Raw genomic sequence first — 16,111 nt, forward strand, 5'->3', positions numbered from 1 at the left:
GAGGAATGGATATGGAATATGATAACGCGATTAAAAACAGACTAAAACGGATTGAAGGTCAGGTGCGAGGCGTTCTCGCCATGCTGGAGGAAGGAAAAGATTGCCGGGATATCGTTACTCAACTAACCGCAATCCGTACTGCCGTTGACCGGACGGTTGGGGCGGTGATCGGGTCGAATCTGGAACACTGTATACAAGAAGAACTGGCTAAGGGCAATTCTCCGGATAAAGTAATTAAGGAAGCGGTAGAACTTCTTGTCAAAAGCCGTTAGCTCCAAGTAAATCAAATAAATGGGCCGCCCCTCTCAGAAGATTGATCTGCCGAAGGAGCGGCCTTCTTTATGTTAAATCAAAAGTGCTGCTGCTTCTTCCGCCGCTGATTCCCTTAGTTTTCGGTCTGCGGTCCGCCATATTGGGCTGCAAATCGGCGCTGGACTATGAAGAGCCGCTTGAGCAGCAGCGCCGCCCCGATGGCTAGGCCCGTGATCAGTCCGACCCAGTAGCCGTACGCACCTAAATCTGTATGTTCGGCAAGAACATAGCCGATGGGCAGCCCGACAATCCAATAGGCGATGAAGCAGATAATAAAGGCTGGATTCACGTCTTTATATCCGCGCAGAATGCCTTGGGTGGGCGTGGCAATCGCATCGGAGATCTGGAAAAAGATTGCATAGATTAGAAAATGCTTGATTAACGCGATAACTTTCGGATCGGTTGAATATAAGCCAGCCACATGACTTCCGGCAAAGAGCAGCACGAGCGCGGTGACCAGCGACATGGAGGCGGCTGAGCCAATGCCGAGCAGGCTGTACTGGCGGGCATCCTTCAATCTTCCCGAACCGGCCTCGAAGCCGACGAGAATGGTAAGACTCATGCATATGCTGAGCGGAATCATGTACAGCATGGAGGCAAAATTGATCGCAGCCTGATGGGCGGCAATCGTCATCGTATCGAACCGGCTCATTAACAGTGTGACCGTGGAGAAGACGGCTGTTTCAAAAAAGATAGAGAAACCAATCGGCACGCCGATCAACAACTGTTCCTTAATGGCTGCCGGCGAGAGCGCGTGCAGTTTGCGGAGAATTTGCAGATTCTTGAACGGCTCTGCCCGAAATATAAACAGAAGCGCCGCGCCAAAAATGACCCAGTACGTGATAGCAGAAGCAACGCCGGCGCCGACTCCACCCATGCGGGGAAAGCCCAGATGGCCAAAAATCAACAGGTAATTCAGTCCGACATTTACAGGCAGGGCGATCAGAGTGATGAACATGGACACCCGGGTTTGACCGGTTGCATCAATACAACTGCGCAGCACGGTATACCCGAACAGAGGAATGACTCCAAAGGATATGGCGCACAGAAAGCGAAAGGCGATGCTCCGTACGGAAGGCTCAAGGTTCATAAAGCCCAGAACCGGTCCCAATGCGACCGCTCCAAGCGCCAGCACAAAAAGTGATACGATAAGCGACAGCCAGATGCCCTGCATAACTTTGTAAGCGACTTCGCCATCACGCCTTTTTCCTAACAGCTGCGAAACGATTGGGGTAAGTCCGATTAAGATACCGCTCAGTCCAGTTTGGATGGGAATCCATAAGCTGGTGCCGATGGCGACCCCGGCGAGATCGGCTGTACCAAATCTTCCGGACATGTTCGTATCGAAAAAAGCGATCGCGGACAAAGCGATTTGAGTGATGAGGATGGGGAAGAGAATATGGAGAAACTGGATTGTCTTTTGGCCTAATGATGTTGTTGGTTTCATGAAAATATGCCTCGTTATCTTTAAGTTTGCAAAATCGGGAGCATGGGTGACTCTAAGCTGCTGTAAGCTCGGTCCAGCAAAGAACCCGGCACCTAAGCCGGGTCCCTGATCAAAATTATAAGAATAATTTAGATGTATGAATCATTGCAGTATTCGTTATTTTTCGTAGTCGACGCCCGTCGTATAACGATTGCTCGCATTCCACAACAGGAATTCGTTAACATTCTGTTCTTTCATCGCGCGGATCTGATCTTCCACCTGCTGCTTGCCGTATTTAATATAATGACCGCTGCCAAGCCAACTGGCTGTGAAGTCTTGAATCCAGGGCCTTATAATCGGCTTGTAGCTGCCTAGCGGATTTAATTTCTTGTAGGTATCCGCCATTGAGCCTTTTATGGTCGCGTAAGGGTTCTTATCCGGGTCCTTGACGTTGAACCAGCCGACCGAATAATGGCTTGGGTAAACCATGGGACTAATGACATCCACATTTTTGGAAATTTTCACAAAATCCTGGCCAATACCTTCTGCGGCCGGTACCGAGGCGGCATAGCCAAAAATATCAACGGATACCCTTACGCCGAGCGGATTTAACTCCTGCTTCGCGTACTTGACGAAGTCCGAAACGATTTGAACCCGGCTTTTTCCTGCGACCTTGGTGTATTTCAGCGAATCTGCCCGTTTTTCAAATCCTTCGGGGAAGCGGACGTAATCGAACTGGATTTCCTTAAAGCCGAGCTTGACCGCTTCTTTGGCGATTTCGACATTGTATTGCCATACCCTCTCATTGTAGGGATTGACGAAGCTGTCTCCGCCTTTGTTGCGCCATACGGAACCGTCGCTTTTCACAAATGATAACTGCGGGTTTTTCTTGGCAAGCACGGAATCCTTGAAGACAACGATCCGGGCGATCGGATAGACACCATGTTTCTTAAGACGTGCCATCAATTTGTTGACATCGCCGATAAAAGGCTGGGGCTTGCCCATCTGCTGCAGCTCGGCGTTATCCGTCTTGTAGGTGATGTAACCGGCGTCGTCCTTGATGTCGATAACCATCGCGTTCAGTTCCGTCTTATCGATCAAATTTAGCAGCATATCCATCCGCGAGCCGCCTGCGCTGTACGCCGTGACGTATATTCCCTTGACCTTGGGGGCATCCGGCTGAGGATCAGGCAGGGGGGCGCCATCTACGGTTACGGTTGCATCCGGCGAGGTGGAAGGAGCAGTAGTTGCGGCTGCGCCCCCCGGTTCCGAATCCGCCCCACCTCCGGTTGCGCTTGGCGGGGCGGTCTGATTTGGGGCAACGGCCGTATAAGCGGCGGATTGAAGTACGGCGGCCGCGTCGGCTTGCGATTGCCCATGCTGAACGCCTACGCTTCCCAGGGCCATCATCAATATAGCCCAAGTGATATTCATTTTTTCTCTCTCCTCTTTTATGTACGTTGGTATAAATTATAATAAGAACGGTAACGAATAAAAAGAACAGGTTTGTAACAATAATGAAACGATTTATCAATCTTCTGCCAAGCGTTAAAGTGTGAAAAAAAGTAAATGCCGCCTGAACCGGAAAAACGCCGGTCCAAGCGGCAACCTTAAAACTCATGTTTCCTTCATTGAATATACGCAGAATCCTGATGCTCACAAATGCTGTACTGAATGATGTCCATCGCATCAGCAGAGTCCAGAATGCTCAGCCCGTCCCGCAGAACGATCATGGAATCGAGTTCGTCCTGCTTGAGAAACGGCATCATATCCGGATACCACTTCATGACGATTTCTGACAATTTCACCGTTTCCATTTCCACAGTAATCACCCTTTCCTTTTTCGAATGTTGCTGAACTTAAATTCAGGTTTCACCCAGAAAAACGACAAGTGCCTGGAAAAGAGGGCAGAGCAGAATCTTCAAGAGAATGTATTGCCTTCTGCGCATCATTAATATATCACAATTTTTAAGCATGTGCATCATATAACAAATTACCTTTTGCGGAACGATCCCATAATACCGTCGGTTTCCAAAATATTGACAAAAGCTTGCGGATCGCTCTAAGCAAGTGAGAATCACCTTCCGAATCATGGATGTAAGTAGGAATGCAAACGATGTAAAAACGAATGAAAGGAATACGCTGGTATTCCTCTTTGGATTTGTGATATAATGTATAGGATATTCTTGAGTAGAGCGTTACAATGAACTTTTTGCATTGTTTCGAATGTATAGCTACTGTTGTTCGGGCCAATTAGAGCACCTGATGAAAGGACGGCCCGCCGTCCCCTTACGCGAAACCATGCAGAGTTTTCGGCATGATTGGACAGCCTATAAATGTTTGCCGCTACTTAAGAATACAGACAAGCATGTGGAATGTCCACTGTATAGAAGGAGCATGAATAATTTGAAGACATTTGCAGAATTCGACTTGGATCCGAAAGTGTTGCAAGCCATCACAGAACTGGGATTCGAGGAGGCGACTCCGATTCAATCCCAGTCGATTCCAATCGCTTTGACAGGAAGCGATATGATTGGACAAGCTCAGACCGGTACCGGGAAAACGGCAGCTTTTGGAATTCCCCTTATCACTAAGATCCCCCGTGAAGAAGAAAAAATCGTGGCACTGATCATGACGCCGACCCGTGAACTTGCCATTCAGGTAGCGGAAGAAATCGGTAAGCTCAGCCGTTTCAAGGGAATTCGTTCCCTGCCAATCTATGGTGGGCAGGACATCGGCCGCCAAATCCGCGGTCTGAAGAAGAAACCGCAGATTATTATCGGTACGCCGGGACGTCTGCTCGACCACATCAACCGCAAGACGATCCGTCTGGACGACGTACAGACTGTCGTACTGGATGAAGCGGATGAAATGCTGGATATGGGCTTCATGGAAGATATCCAGTCCATCCTGAAAATGGTTCCGGAAGAGCGGCAAACAATGCTGTTCTCGGCAACAATGCCTCCGAACATCCAGCGTCTTGCCCAGCAGTTCCTTAAGAACCCTGAGCATGTCTCCGTCATTCCGAAGCAGGTCAGTGCGCCGCTCATCGATCAGTCGTATATTGAAGTTCCGGAACGCCAGAAGTTTGAAGCGCTGAGCCGCTTGATCGATATGGAATCTCCGGAACTTGCGATTGTGTTCGGACGCACCAAGCGCCGGGTTGACGAATTGTCCGAAGCGCTGCAAAAACGCGGATATTCCGCGGACGGCCTGCACGGCGACCTGTCTCAGAATCAGCGCGACGCCGTGATGCGTAAATTCCGCGACGGCAGCATCGACGTGCTGGTGGCGACTGACGTGGCGGCCCGCGGCCTTGACGTTTCCGGCGTAACGCATGTCATCAATTTTGACTTGCCGCAGGACCCGGAAAGCTATGTACACCGTATTGGACGTACCGGACGCGCAGGCAAGGAAGGCTCCGCTTGGTCGTTTGTAACTCCGCGTGAAATCGACCATTTGCGTCTGATCGAGCGTGTAACCCGCCACCGGATTACCCGCAAGCCGCTGCCTACGATGGCTGAAGCAATCGAAGGCAAACAGCGCGTTACCGCCGAGCGTCTGATGGACACGATGGAGAATGGAGAACTGAACGAGTACAAGGGCATTGCGATCCAACTGCTTGAGCAGTATGACTCCGTTCGTCTGCTGTCCGCAGCGATGCAGCTTCTTACCGGGGAGAAGAAGGATTCCGAAATCCAACTGACACCGGAAGAACCGATTCGCGTCAAACGCCGCGGCGGCAAGAATGATATCCGCAGCGGCCGCAAACCTAGCGGCTATGGCGGCAACCGTGGCGGCTATGGCGGCGGTGGAGGCTACCGTGGCAACCGCGAGGGCGGCGGCAACCGTGGCGGATATAACAGCGGCGCCGCTAGTGGCGGCGGATACAAAGGAAGCCGTGAAGGCTCGAATTATCGCGGCGGAGAACGCAAATTCCAGCGTCCGGCCGACGGTGAACGCCGCACGCCGAAGCGTGAGGATTCCTTCGATATTTAAGCCTGCCGGGCTGTGACAAGCCGGGGAGCAGACAGAAGACGGTGCGCATCATGTGCGCGCCGTCTTCTTTTTTACCTCTACATAACTAAACAGAGCTCCGTGCCCAAACTTACGTGCTTGTGCTATGGAAATACCATGGTCAAATAAGGTATAGTTAAGCTATGCAGTAGCGAAGAGACAGGAGGAAGGAAAGTGGAGTTTAAAGGCGCAATGGGCGGTTTATACCGCATCACGGAGTGGATTTCACGCATAGCGTTCAGTAATGTGCTTTGGACCTTATGCTCATCTCCGTTTTTATTTTTTATCGTGATGAAAATCATGCTGATTGCGACAGGCCAGGGGGGAGCCAACGAGCAGGTCACCTTGAACTGGGGCCTTGCTATCACAGCTCCGTTTACAGTTTTTCCGGCGACGTCGGCGCTGTTCACGGTGGTCCGTAAGTGGGTAATGGGCAATACGGATGTAAGCACATTCAAGACTTTTTTTCGAGGGTATAAAGAAAATTACCTGAAGAGCATGCTTGGCGGTCTGATCTATACGCTCTTGTTCGTAGTGATGTACTTTGATGTGACGATTTATATGACACAAATGGCCGATTTCAAGATTGTTGGTATTTTGATGCTTGTTCTGATGATTGTCCTTATGGTGTCGATGTTCAACTTTTTTTCTGCTGTCGTTCACTATCAAATGACTTTCAAGCAAGTGATGACCAACTCCATTCTGCTGACCATCGCCCGTCCGATCCGGGTATTTACAACCCTCGTGGCTGGTGTTGTGCTCGCTTACATCGGTTTGAGATATCCTGCACTCTATTTTGTGTGTATTCCAACGCTGATCGCCATGGTTGCTTTCTTTAATTTCTACGCGACCTACAATAAATTGCAGCTTCAGGCGGAAACGAGACAACGTCAGGAAGAAGAAACTCTGGAGGCTGAGCGCAGCACCGACAATGAAGAACCGGAAGGAATTTCAGAGAAAGTCAACCTTTCCAAAGAAAAGCCGGACGAAGAGCAGACCCGCCTTTAATTCAGCGTATTCTGCTGCAGATTGTTATCCTTATATAAAAAGAAAAATCGTCTCATGTAAAATAAAGCGCATACAAGGTTTACTTTTTCATTAAAACGCAATATAATAGGGCTAAATCCTGCGATGTACGTTATCGGCTGCTCGTTGTTTTGAACCAATGATAATGTCTTGGGAGATCTACATGAAGCGCAGCTGAAAGGCCCTGTCTATATGACAAGGGGATCTCAAAACCGCAACTGCGATCACCCACCTGCTATTGCAGGTTCAGAAGACACTGTAGCCGGACGGCATAGGCGGGTTTTCTTTTATCGTGTACGAAGGCGCCCAAGTTACCCTGAGCGGGAGACTGGGCGCCTTCTTGTGATAAATAAGCATTTTACTTTTGTTCCCGCAGCAAGAGTGATACACTGAAATAAGTGAACTTGGGATATGAGGGGGAAGTAAGTTGTCTTTAAAAAGAACCTTGGTCGGCTTGTTTCGCAGCCATGAAGGAACGAGCGACCGCGCCAAAGAACCTGCTTTGAAAACGCGCTATTACAACCTCACCAAAGAAAAGGGATGGGAGGAAGTGTCCTCCACGTTAAAGAAAATTCCAGGCTTTAGAGTGCTTCATGAAGTTCAATCCGTAGGAGAGATTACGCTGGAGAAAAAGACGGCATTCGGCCGAACGCTGGATATTACCGTTTCTGTGCTTAATACCTCGCCAACGCGGTGTGCAGTCGATGTCTATTCGGCATCCCGGGGCTCGCTTGGTGATTTAGGCTCTAATTACCGGGTCATTCAACGTCTATACGAGACATTGGACAAGAAGATCGGCAAATATAAGCTCGATTAAATCCTGCTGCGGCACTTAGCGAAGGAAAGCGCGTAATGTATGCGCTTATATTATGGAAGAAACAAATTTACCCATCTTTGCCAAGATGGAAATTGGCTTGTTTTTGCTTGCAAAAAAGCGGGAGAAGGTATGGCCTTCTTCCGCTTTTTAAACATGAAAGTGTAAGTTCGCTGTTACAACAAGCTCTTGACCGCGCTAATAGCGGCTTCGTAGTTCGGATGCTCCGCCATTTCGCCTAGATATTCCACGTACGTGATCTTGTCATCTTTATCAATGACAAAGATAGAGCGCATCTCGAGCTTAAATTCCTTGATCAGCACACCGTAGGCCTCGCCGAAGGCGTTCGTCTTGTAATCCGAGAGCGTAATGACACGGTCGATCCCTGCGGCGCCGCACCAGCGGGCCTGAGCGAATGGAAGATCAGCACTGACGGTCAGAATGACGACCTCATCGCCTAGCTCTGCAGCTTCACTGTTAAATCGGCGGGTTTGCGCGTCGCAGACGCCGGTATCAAGTGAAGGAACTACGCTAATGAGCTTTATTTTTCCACTGAAGTCTTTCAAGGTAGCTTCCTCGAGCAAATTTTTGCTGAGAACAAAATCGGGAGCCGGATCGCCGGCACTCAGCTTAGGTCCTATAAGAGTGATCGGATCTCCCTTAAAAGTGGCTGCGCCTGTTCTTTCTTGCGTCACTGAATATTCCTCCTTGAACTAACAAAATTGGCTTGTTGCCGCCACAATAAATTATAATCTTTTTAATGAGACCCTGTCCAACCAGGGACGTATATAGAACAAGAAAAGAAGAGAAGGGTGGCGCCATGATATTTATTCGTTATGAAAATTGGAAAAGCTATCTTAAATTTTATCCGGTTACAAGCCTTATCATTTTAGCAAATATCATCATGTTTATGGTGCTTGCGTTGAATGGCGGTTCGACGAATCTCGATACGCTGCTGCGCTTCGGAGCAATGACGGATGCGGCAGCGGAAAGAGCAGAGCTGTGGCGGTATGTTGCCTCAATCTTTTTGCATAACGGGTTTACTCATCTGTTGTTCAATTGCTTTGGGCTGCTGGTATTTGCGCCGCCGCTTGAACGGCTTATGGGCTGGTGGCGTTACGCGCTGCTGTACGTGATGGGCGGGATTATCGGCAATATTTTGTCTTTTGGAGCATGGGGGAGTGCCCATGAAGAGGTTGTGCACGTCTCGGTCGGCGCCTCAGGGGCGATATTCGCTGTTTATGGCGCGTTCCTGTATATTGCCCTGTTTCAGCGCACCATGATGGATGAAGGTTCGCGCAGGACGCTCTATGGCCTGCTGACGATGGGGATTATTATGTCCTTCGTTACGCCAAATGTGAACTGGACCGCCCATATTGGCGGTTTAATCGGCGGTTTCTTCCTATATGGTCTCATTATTCGGGTGCTGCCCCGCAGGCGGTCGCGATGATGAGAACGATTCGGTCAGAAAGAAGCGTTAGGACGGAGGCGATTGTGGCGTGGAGCTTAGACAATTACAGTATTTTTTGAAGGTTGCCCAGAAAGAGCATGTCACCAAAGCGGCTGAGGAGCTGCATGTGGCCCAGTCGGCGGTCAGCCGTCAGATTCACCTGCTGGAGCAGGAACTGGGCATTGATTTGTTTATGCAAAAAGGCAGAAATTTGCACCTTACACCAGTAGGACAGCTGTTCTGTAAACGTGTAGAATCGATCCTAAAGGATCTGGACCGGTCCGTGGCCGAAATACACGAATTTCTGAACCCGGAGCGGGGGGAAATCCGAATCGGTTTTCCGAACAGCGTCGGGACGCATTTGATTCCTACTATCGTAGCAGAGTTCCGCAGACATTATCCGCATGTCAAATTCCGCTTTAAGCAGGGAATGTATCCCTCTTTGATAAAGGATGTGCTCTCCGGTGAAGTGGATTTGGCTTTCATATCCCCTTGCCCGGACAGTGATGAGCAATTGATCGGGGATGTGGTTATGACGGAAGAACTGTTCGCGATCCTTCCTCAGAATCATCCGCTTGCTCAGGAGAAGATTATACGGCTTGAACAATTGAAGGATGAACAGTTCGTGCTGTTCAGTCCGGGCTACTCGCTGCGTCCTATCGTCTGGCAGGCCTGCCTGAAAGCGGGATTTACCCCGCAAATCGCGTTTGAAGGAGGAGAGACGGACACGATACGCGGCCTCGTCGCTGCGGGAATGGGAGTCAGTCTGCTGCCGGAAATGGCGCTGTTCCCGACGAACTCGCTTCAACCGGCTCAGGTGAGAGTAGAAGCGCCGGCGGTTACCCGCACAATCGGACTTATACACCGCTCGGACGGCAGACTCCCGCTGGTCGCGCGCTCGTTCAGGGCTTTTCTGCTGACTTATTTTAGAACGCGGCAAAATAATACCCCGGTCGGCTCCTAGAGCCTTCCGGGGTATGTTATGATACAAGGGCTGTCTGTACAGCTGCTGGTTAGTCGCGATTGCTGGTATAGACCAGAATCAGGCGAAGCAGTTCAAGTACGGAGACGAGAGCGGCGGCAACATAGGTCAGCGCTGCGGCGTTAAGCACTTTGGCGACTCCGCGTTCTTCCTCGTTTCGGATAAAGCCCTGCTCAACCATGACTTGGCGTGCCCGGTTGCTGGCATTGAATTCCACCGGCAGGGTTACAAGCTGAAAGGCTACAGCTGCCGAGAAGAAAATAATGCCAAGACCGATCAAATTCAAGGAACTGAACAGGAAGCCGGCGAGCAGCATGAAAGGAGCGACGCCCGAAGCGAAATTAACGATTGGGAACATCCGGTGGCGAAGCACCAGCATCGGATAGTGAACTTTGTGCTGGATGGCATGCCCCACCTCGTGGCAGGCTACGGAGACAGCTGAAATTGAGCGTTCATAGTATACAGGCTCCGACAAACGGACAACCCGGTGAATCGGGTCATAATGGTCGGTAAGGGCGCCTGGGACGGGCTCAATCGGAACATCGCCGAGGCCATTGGAATCCAGCATTCGTCTTGCGGCCTCGTAGCCGGTCATCCCGTTCAGGTTGGCAACCTGACCCCATTTGTTAAATGTTCCCTTTACTCTGAACTGAGCCCATAACGAGAACAGAAAAGCTACTATTACTAATAGATACATCATTTACTCATTCCTCCACTTTCTGGTCGATTGATTTAGATTGGCGGCACCTGCGTCAATAGAAGACGTATAGCTTCAATGCAGGCGGCTCCCTGCGGAATCAGATGAGCCAAGGCCAGCTTGGCCTGTCCCGGCTTCATTCGGCTCAGCGCCGGTTCAAGCGCCTTGACCTCACGCCGGAGCTGCTGCATGTGGGCCTCAAGCTCTGCCAGCTTACTGGATACATCGGGATCGGGGGCTGCCGAGTTCCACCTGGCTATAATGGACTTAATTTCTTCCAATGTATATTTTTCTTGTTTCAATTGATTAATACGTTCCAGGGTATCCAAGGTTTCATCGCTGTATAGCCGGTAATTTTTTATACTTCTTGTTTCGGGATGAATCAGTCCAAGCTTGGTATAATAATCAATAGTACGCTCACTGATATGAGCCGCCTTGGCCAGTTCGCCGATCCGGTACAGGTTCATATCCCCATGCTGTTCACCTCTCTGAAAGGAAATGTTCAGGCTCCGGGTGAAATGGATGCCGTATTTCCTTGATTTGTCTATTAATGATATCAAACAGAAAACCGTACAGTCAAACGTCACGCTTTCAAAAGTATATTCATCTTATTCCCGGTTGATGCTGCTAATTATTTACTAAAAATTTATTTCTCGTTTCGTGAAAAATAGTCTTGTCAATTTTGCTTCGTTTTGCTTATAATGACATTAAGAGTTTCATGATTTGTTAGAATATATTACATAGGGGAGTGGGGAGTAATGAAGAGAAAGTGGTTATGTTTTGTGTTAGCGATGCTAACGCTGACGATTTACCCGGTCAGCGCTTTTGCCGCTGACGGTCCTACTGCTCCGGACCTGCAAATCGGTCTGGACACAGCTTTTACTTATTTGGCATTCATTCTGGTATTCGTAATGCAAGCGGGCTTTGCTATGCTGGAAGCCGGTTCGGTTCGGATGAAGAATGCGGGCCACGTTGCAGGCAAGACGGTGCTGACGCTTGCGATTGCCAGCATTTGCTTCTGGGCGCTGGGCTTTGGCTTGGGCTTTGGCAACGGCAATGATTTCTTTGGTACAACGGGCTTTGGATATGGCGGTGATTCGATGGCTTCTTCCTTTGAATCGCTGGCATTCTCCGATGTAACCCTGAACGTAAAATTCCTGTTCCAAATGGCGTTTGCGGCTGTTTCGCTTGCCATCGTCTCCGGCGGTATGGCTGAACGCGCGAAGCTGAGCGTATATATTATCTTCGGCATTTTGTTCTCCATCTTTATTTACCCGGTTGTCGCTCACTGGGTATGGGGCGGCGGCTGGCTGACAACGATGGGCATGCAGGACTATGCAGGTTCGACAGTAGTCCATCTGACGGGTGCAACCGCGGCAGTAGTCGCGACAATTCTGCTCAAGCCTCGCCTTGGGAAATTTAACAAAGAAGGCAAGCCGGTTATTATTCCGGGACATAACCAAGTATTCACGGTTCTTGGCGTTATCATTTTGTGGTTCGGCTGGTTCGGGTTTAACCCAGGCAGCGCACTGAGCCCAATGGGCGGATTCTTCGGTTATGTAGCCCTGACTACGAACATTGCTGCGGCAGCCGGTGGTCTTGCGGCTCTGGTAGCCTCCTGGCTGTACTTCGGCAAGTCTGATATTCCGGCCATGCTGAACGGCGTTCTGGCCGCTCTCGTAGCCATTACCGGCGCCTGCGCATTTGTTGAACCTTGGGCAGCCTTTGTAATCGGTCTTGTTGCCGGCGCATTTACATTCATGACTTCGCAATGGCTGGAACGCGCGGGTCTTGACGATCCGATCTACGCTTTCTCCGTACACGGTATTGCCGGTATGTGGGGGGCGGTATCCACTGGCTTGTTCGCGACTCCTGAACTCGTTAAAACTGTAAATATCGGTCAAGCTGGTCTGTTCTATGGCGGTGGCTTCCACCAGCTTGGTGTTCAGGTTCTCGGTGTAATCGGAACGTTTGCCTTCGTAGCCGTCCTGTCCTTCATCTTCCTGTATATCATGAAGCTGGTAAGCGGTATTCGCGTTACGGAAGAAGAAGAATTAATGGGTCTGGATATCAGTGAACACGGTACTTATGGTTATCCTGAGCAAATGAAGCTGATTTCGGAATCCGAATCCCAAAAGAAATAATTATATGACTACATCAGGGAGGCGGGCCGAGTGACCCAGACGGAGTCTGACGATTGGGACTATAAGGCAGTTTATGAGTCCATCGTAACATCCGGTTCGCCCGAGGAGCTGAAGACAAGGCGCATAGCCTGTCAAAGCATTCTCCTGGAACAGCTAAATGTTATCCCAATTGAGGAATGGATGCTGCGTGTCAATGCGATGCATGATGCTATCGCAGAAGCGGCGGTTGTTTTATCCGAGGCGCAGATGATTGAGGCGGGCCATGGCCCGCCTCCCTGCGCTTATTCCTTTATTGTGTTCGGCAGCGCAGGAAGAAAAGAAACAACGCTGTGGAGCGACCAGGATAACGGGCTGATTATCGAAGGAGAACCGGAGGAAGCGAAGGAGAAGTATTTTGAAGAATTCGGGATCAGGCTTTCCTTACTGCTGGCTAATACCGGATATGAGAAATGCGAAGGCAAGGTCATGGTTTCCGAGCCGATGTGGCGGAAGACTCTGACTGAGTGGAAGGAGCAGATTACGGGTTGGAGAACCCAGTTTGAATGGGAACCCATTCGATATTTGATAATCTGTTCCGATATGCGCCATGTTGCGGGAGACCGCAGCCTCTCCGAGCAGTGGCTGGATTTTTATCATGAAGGGTTCATCGATAACTCCAAACTTTGGGCGGCTGTTCTGCGAAATACCGTCCGTCATAAAGCGACGCTTAATCTGCTGGGGCAGGTGCTCACCGAACGGTTCGGGGATCATGCCGGCGGATTTGACGTCAAATATGGACTATACATTCCGTTAGTTAACGGTGTAAGATATTTTGCTTTGCAGCATGGAATTCGCAAGACCTCGACATTAGAAAGACTGGAAATACTGAGCAAGGAGTACCAGCATCTGCCCGAAGGTGTGCGAAGCGCGTTCCTGACGGCGCTAAAGATGAGGGTCAACACTCCCTATTCGGTTCATGACGGACTCTTGTCGGGCAGCGATTTTGCATCTGAAAATGAACTGAGGAACAGGCAGCTGATGTCCGAACTGCGAGACAGCCTACTGCTTGTCAGACGCATCCATCGGGTTCTGCAGCGCCAGCTCCGGTCAGCGGAAAGGAGACAGCTATGAAGGAGCCGAACAAAGGCGGCGGGTTCTGGAACAACTTAAGACACGGCGGCATGCCGTCTGCGATCGCTTCGATTCGTGGCGGAGAATCCGCACAGCAGACCGCTCAGCAAATGGCTTTTATCAGGTCTTTGATGAGGGAGAAACGCCGGCCGGAAGTGCTGCATACGCCGCTGTCCGAGCTGGAGACCATTGTGTTTGATTTGGAAACGACTGGATTTTCCAGTCAACATGGGGATGAGATTCTGTCATTCGGGGCGATTAAGGTCGTCGGGGAGGAGGTCATTGAGGACGAGTGCTTTTACACCCTTGTCAATTGTCAGACCTCCATTCCGGCGAATATTACCGAATTGACGGGAATTACCGAAGAAATGAGCAAAGCGGCGCCTTCACTTATTGACGGACTTCATAATTTTATGTCATTTGTAGGTAAAAGAGTATTGGTCGCCCATGCCAGCGCTCATGACAAATCGTTTCTGAACGCTGCGCTTTGGAAAACATCCAAGGTTCAGCTCACCCACCGCGTGCTGGATACGATGATGCTTGCGCGCTGGCTGGAGCCAAGCCGGGGCAATTACACGCTTGATGAACTGCTGACGGTGCATGGAATCCCGATTTGCGGAAGACATAATGCGCTGGAAGACGCCAAAATGACGGCTAAGCTCTGGGTGTCTTACCTCCGTGAGATTTCCCAGCATAAGAAGGTGGAGACACTGGGCGACCTGTATGCTTACTTGAGCAGAACCTGAAGCTGCGCTTCAATCAGCGAGACGGATAGTTTCCCGTCTTCGGTTCGGATACGCTGAATGTTATACCCGTTCATAAGAAAGGGATGCGCCGGCTCTTTGCCGGGAGCGCCAATTAAATATACCGTAAAGTGGTCACACAGACCGGTCAATCCGTCAAGGTCGGCGGATGAGGGCTGAGGGGCTGCGAGCGGATGGGAGTGAAACAGGCCGATTGGAGGAGGCGTTAGATACAGCGCCGAGATCCAGTCAGCCGGATGCGGGACAAAAGCATGCAGCGGGTCAGGCGCTACGTTGCGCATGGGCACATAGGTGTCGATGCGCATGCCGCCCGCTGCGGCAGCACCCAGCAGGACGCCGCATGCTTCATGCGGAAGAGCGGATGCCAAATGCTTCCCCAGCGCTTGGTATACGGAAGGTTTTAGCCATATAGGTGGAACTTTTCCCTGGAATGCTGTCATTGTTCACCCCTCTCTCTTCATTGGGTTTCGTCCTTGACGAAATCCCCTTTTTTTGTCCAAAAACTCTATACCGTCCGGGAAACACTCGGATTTGCCGGGGAAACTAACGGTAAATACGCGGTACTTCCGATGCTTCCGTTTGAAACTTGCCTAGACGGGGGTACAATAGGAGTTAATTACTCCATTTGTAAAGGAAAATCTACGATGAAGATGGCAAACCGCAGAAACCTGGTAATCGTCATTTTGGCGTTAGTTGCGGTATCCGTTATTTTGCTGCGGAATCGCGAAGGCAAGACGGAAAATGTTCAGCATGTTAATGATGCGCCGCCGGCTGAACAGGCCATTCTTCCAGCTGACGGCAAGACCCTGCCGACCGAGAGCGGACCCAAGGCTGGACTTCTGGCGCCCTCTTTTACAATTCAGGGTGAGAATGGGACCGTTTATGCAGTAGGCGGAGCAAGGGATAAGGCCGTACTGCTCAATTTCTGGGCTTCCTGGTGTGATCCTTGCCGGGCAGAAGCGCCTGAATTAAACAAAATAGCCGAGAAGTACAAGGATACGCTTGATATTTATGGGATCAATGTGACAAGCTACGATTACAAGGCCAATGCCGACCGTTTTGTGAAAAAGTATAAGCTTATCTTTCCCGTAATGTTCGATCTTAAAGGAGAGGCTTATGCCAAATACAATGGCGCCGTGTTTCCTACCAATGTGCTGATCGACCGCAGCGGCGTTATTTCCGAGATTATTCTCGGGGGACTAACCGCAGAGCAGCTTGATGTGAAACTGGAGAAGCTGATGCAGCAGCAGCGCTTGTAAGAATAGCACGACCAGCAGAGGCCAATCGAACTCTTATTGAGCTGTCCTGAGTGACCCGATTCGGTTGCTGCACATGGTGACGATATCGAACTGATTTTGTGAAAAAAGAG

17 protein-coding genes and 1 other RNA gene are annotated in these 16,111 nt (G+C 50.2%); 11 read left to right on the top strand and 7 right to left on the bottom strand.

The genetic code is table 11. The annotated features are described in order from the left end of the window. Positions 1 to 11: 11 nt before the first annotated feature. The gene (locus PDUR_RS10585; RefSeq protein WP_042206246.1) at positions 12 to 272 is read left to right on the top strand and encodes a metal-sensitive transcriptional regulator; all 261 of its coding nucleotides are present in this window, start codon (positions 12 to 14) and stop codon (positions 270 to 272) included. Positions 273 to 385: 113 nt separating this feature from the next. On the opposite strand, the gene PDUR_RS10590 is transcribed toward PDUR_RS10585, so the two are convergent. The 3 genes from PDUR_RS10590 to PDUR_RS10600 form a co-directional block, all read right to left on the bottom strand. Next, complete coding sequence (locus PDUR_RS10590) at positions 386 to 1,759, bottom strand: MATE family efflux transporter (RefSeq protein WP_042206247.1); 1,374 nt, start codon at positions 1,757 to 1,759, stop codon at positions 386 to 388. A 156-nt stretch (positions 1,760 to 1,915) separates the two neighbouring features. After that, entirely contained in the window at positions 1,916 to 3,172 is a 1,257-nt protein-coding gene (locus PDUR_RS10595) for a putative glycoside hydrolase (protein ID WP_042206248.1), read from the bottom strand. 194 nt (positions 3,173 to 3,366) lie between these two features. Further along, positions 3,367 to 3,555: a hypothetical protein gene (locus PDUR_RS10600; RefSeq protein ID WP_179945204.1), complete on the bottom strand. Its 189-nt coding sequence runs from the start codon at positions 3,553 to 3,555 to the stop codon at positions 3,367 to 3,369. A gap of 589 nt (positions 3,556 to 4,144) precedes the next feature. On the opposite strand from PDUR_RS10600, the gene PDUR_RS10605 reads away from it, so the two are divergent. The 4 genes from PDUR_RS10605 to PDUR_RS10615 all read left to right on the top strand — a co-directional run bounded on the left by PDUR_RS10605 (position 4,145) and on the right by PDUR_RS10615 (position 7,598). Beyond that, the gene (locus PDUR_RS10605; RefSeq protein WP_042206250.1) at positions 4,145 to 5,737 is read left to right on the top strand and encodes a degradosome RNA helicase CshA; all 1,593 of its coding nucleotides are present in this window, start codon (positions 4,145 to 4,147) and stop codon (positions 5,735 to 5,737) included. Between the two features lie 192 nt (positions 5,738 to 5,929). Beyond that, entirely contained in the window at positions 5,930 to 6,763 is an 834-nt protein-coding gene (locus tag PDUR_RS10610) for a YesL family protein (RefSeq protein ID WP_042206251.1), read from the top strand. Positions 6,764 to 6,875: 112 nt separating this feature from the next. After that, positions 6,876 to 7,067, top strand: a non-coding RNA gene (gene ssrS, locus PDUR_RS27910) — 6S RNA. Between the two features lie 141 nt (positions 7,068 to 7,208). Beyond that, positions 7,209 to 7,598 carry a DUF1499 domain-containing protein gene (locus PDUR_RS10615; protein ID WP_025691737.1) on the top strand — a complete coding sequence of 130 codons (390 nt, stop codon included), beginning with the start codon at positions 7,209 to 7,211 and terminating at the stop codon, positions 7,596 to 7,598. A 173-nt stretch (positions 7,599 to 7,771) separates the two neighbouring features. On the opposite strand, the gene tpx is transcribed toward PDUR_RS10615, so the two are convergent. Beyond that, entirely contained in the window at positions 7,772 to 8,290 is a 519-nt protein-coding gene (gene tpx / locus PDUR_RS10620; RefSeq protein WP_042206252.1) for a thiol peroxidase, read from the bottom strand. Positions 8,291 to 8,415: 125 nt separating this feature from the next. Between tpx and PDUR_RS10625 the strand changes: the two genes are divergently transcribed. Then, positions 8,416 to 9,045 (top strand): rhomboid family intramembrane serine protease, encoded by a 630-nt coding sequence (locus PDUR_RS10625; protein ID WP_042206253.1) that lies wholly within the window; start codon positions 8,416 to 8,418, stop codon positions 9,043 to 9,045. Positions 9,046 to 9,094: 49 nt separating this feature from the next. Continuing rightward, positions 9,095 to 10,009: a glutamate biosynthesis transcriptional regulator GltC gene (locus tag PDUR_RS10630; RefSeq protein WP_042206254.1), complete on the top strand. Its 915-nt coding sequence runs from the start codon at positions 9,095 to 9,097 to the stop codon at positions 10,007 to 10,009. A gap of 49 nt (positions 10,010 to 10,058) precedes the next feature. Here PDUR_RS10630 and PDUR_RS10635 read toward each other — a convergent pair whose 3' ends face one another. Both PDUR_RS10635 and PDUR_RS10640 read right to left on the bottom strand, forming a co-directional pair. Continuing rightward, positions 10,059 to 10,727 (bottom strand): zinc metallopeptidase, encoded by a 669-nt coding sequence (locus tag PDUR_RS10635; protein ID WP_042206255.1) that lies wholly within the window; start codon positions 10,725 to 10,727, stop codon positions 10,059 to 10,061. Between the two features lie 32 nt (positions 10,728 to 10,759). After that, positions 10,760 to 11,191 (bottom strand): MerR family transcriptional regulator, encoded by a 432-nt coding sequence (locus PDUR_RS10640; protein ID WP_042206256.1) that lies wholly within the window; start codon positions 11,189 to 11,191, stop codon positions 10,760 to 10,762. A 291-nt stretch (positions 11,192 to 11,482) separates the two neighbouring features. On the opposite strand from PDUR_RS10640, the gene PDUR_RS10645 reads away from it, so the two are divergent. From PDUR_RS10645 to PDUR_RS10655, 3 genes are read left to right on the top strand one after another with little or no spacing between them, the layout of a single operon-like run. After that, positions 11,483 to 12,868, top strand: coding sequence for an ammonium transporter (locus PDUR_RS10645; RefSeq protein ID WP_042206257.1), 1,386 nt, complete (start codon positions 11,483 to 11,485; stop codon positions 12,866 to 12,868). Positions 12,869 to 12,898: 30 nt separating this feature from the next. Next, positions 12,899 to 13,978: a DUF294 nucleotidyltransferase-like domain-containing protein gene (locus PDUR_RS10650; protein WP_042206258.1), complete on the top strand. Its 1,080-nt coding sequence runs from the start codon at positions 12,899 to 12,901 to the stop codon at positions 13,976 to 13,978. Further along, positions 13,975 to 14,724, top strand: coding sequence for an exonuclease domain-containing protein (locus PDUR_RS10655; protein WP_042206259.1), 750 nt, complete (start codon positions 13,975 to 13,977; stop codon positions 14,722 to 14,724). The genes PDUR_RS10650 and PDUR_RS10655 overlap by 4 nt, the downstream gene beginning before the upstream one ends. On the opposite strand, the gene PDUR_RS27250 is transcribed toward PDUR_RS10655, so the two are convergent. Further along, a complete protein-coding gene (locus PDUR_RS27250; protein WP_052410163.1) occupies positions 14,706 to 15,182 on the bottom strand; it encodes a M67 family metallopeptidase in 477 nt (158 codons plus the stop codon). The genes PDUR_RS10655 and PDUR_RS27250 overlap by 19 nt on opposite strands. Before the next feature lie 204 nt (positions 15,183 to 15,386). On the opposite strand from PDUR_RS27250, the gene PDUR_RS10665 reads away from it, so the two are divergent. Beyond that, positions 15,387 to 16,001 carry a TlpA family protein disulfide reductase gene (locus PDUR_RS10665; protein ID WP_052410164.1) on the top strand — a complete coding sequence of 205 codons (615 nt, stop codon included), beginning with the start codon at positions 15,387 to 15,389 and terminating at the stop codon, positions 15,999 to 16,001. Positions 16,002 to 16,111: the final 110 nt, after the last annotated feature.

It is taken from the genome of Paenibacillus durus (assembly GCF_000756615.1).
Taxonomy (GTDB): Bacteria; Bacillota; Bacilli; order Paenibacillales; family Paenibacillaceae; genus Paenibacillus_AQ; species Paenibacillus_AQ durus.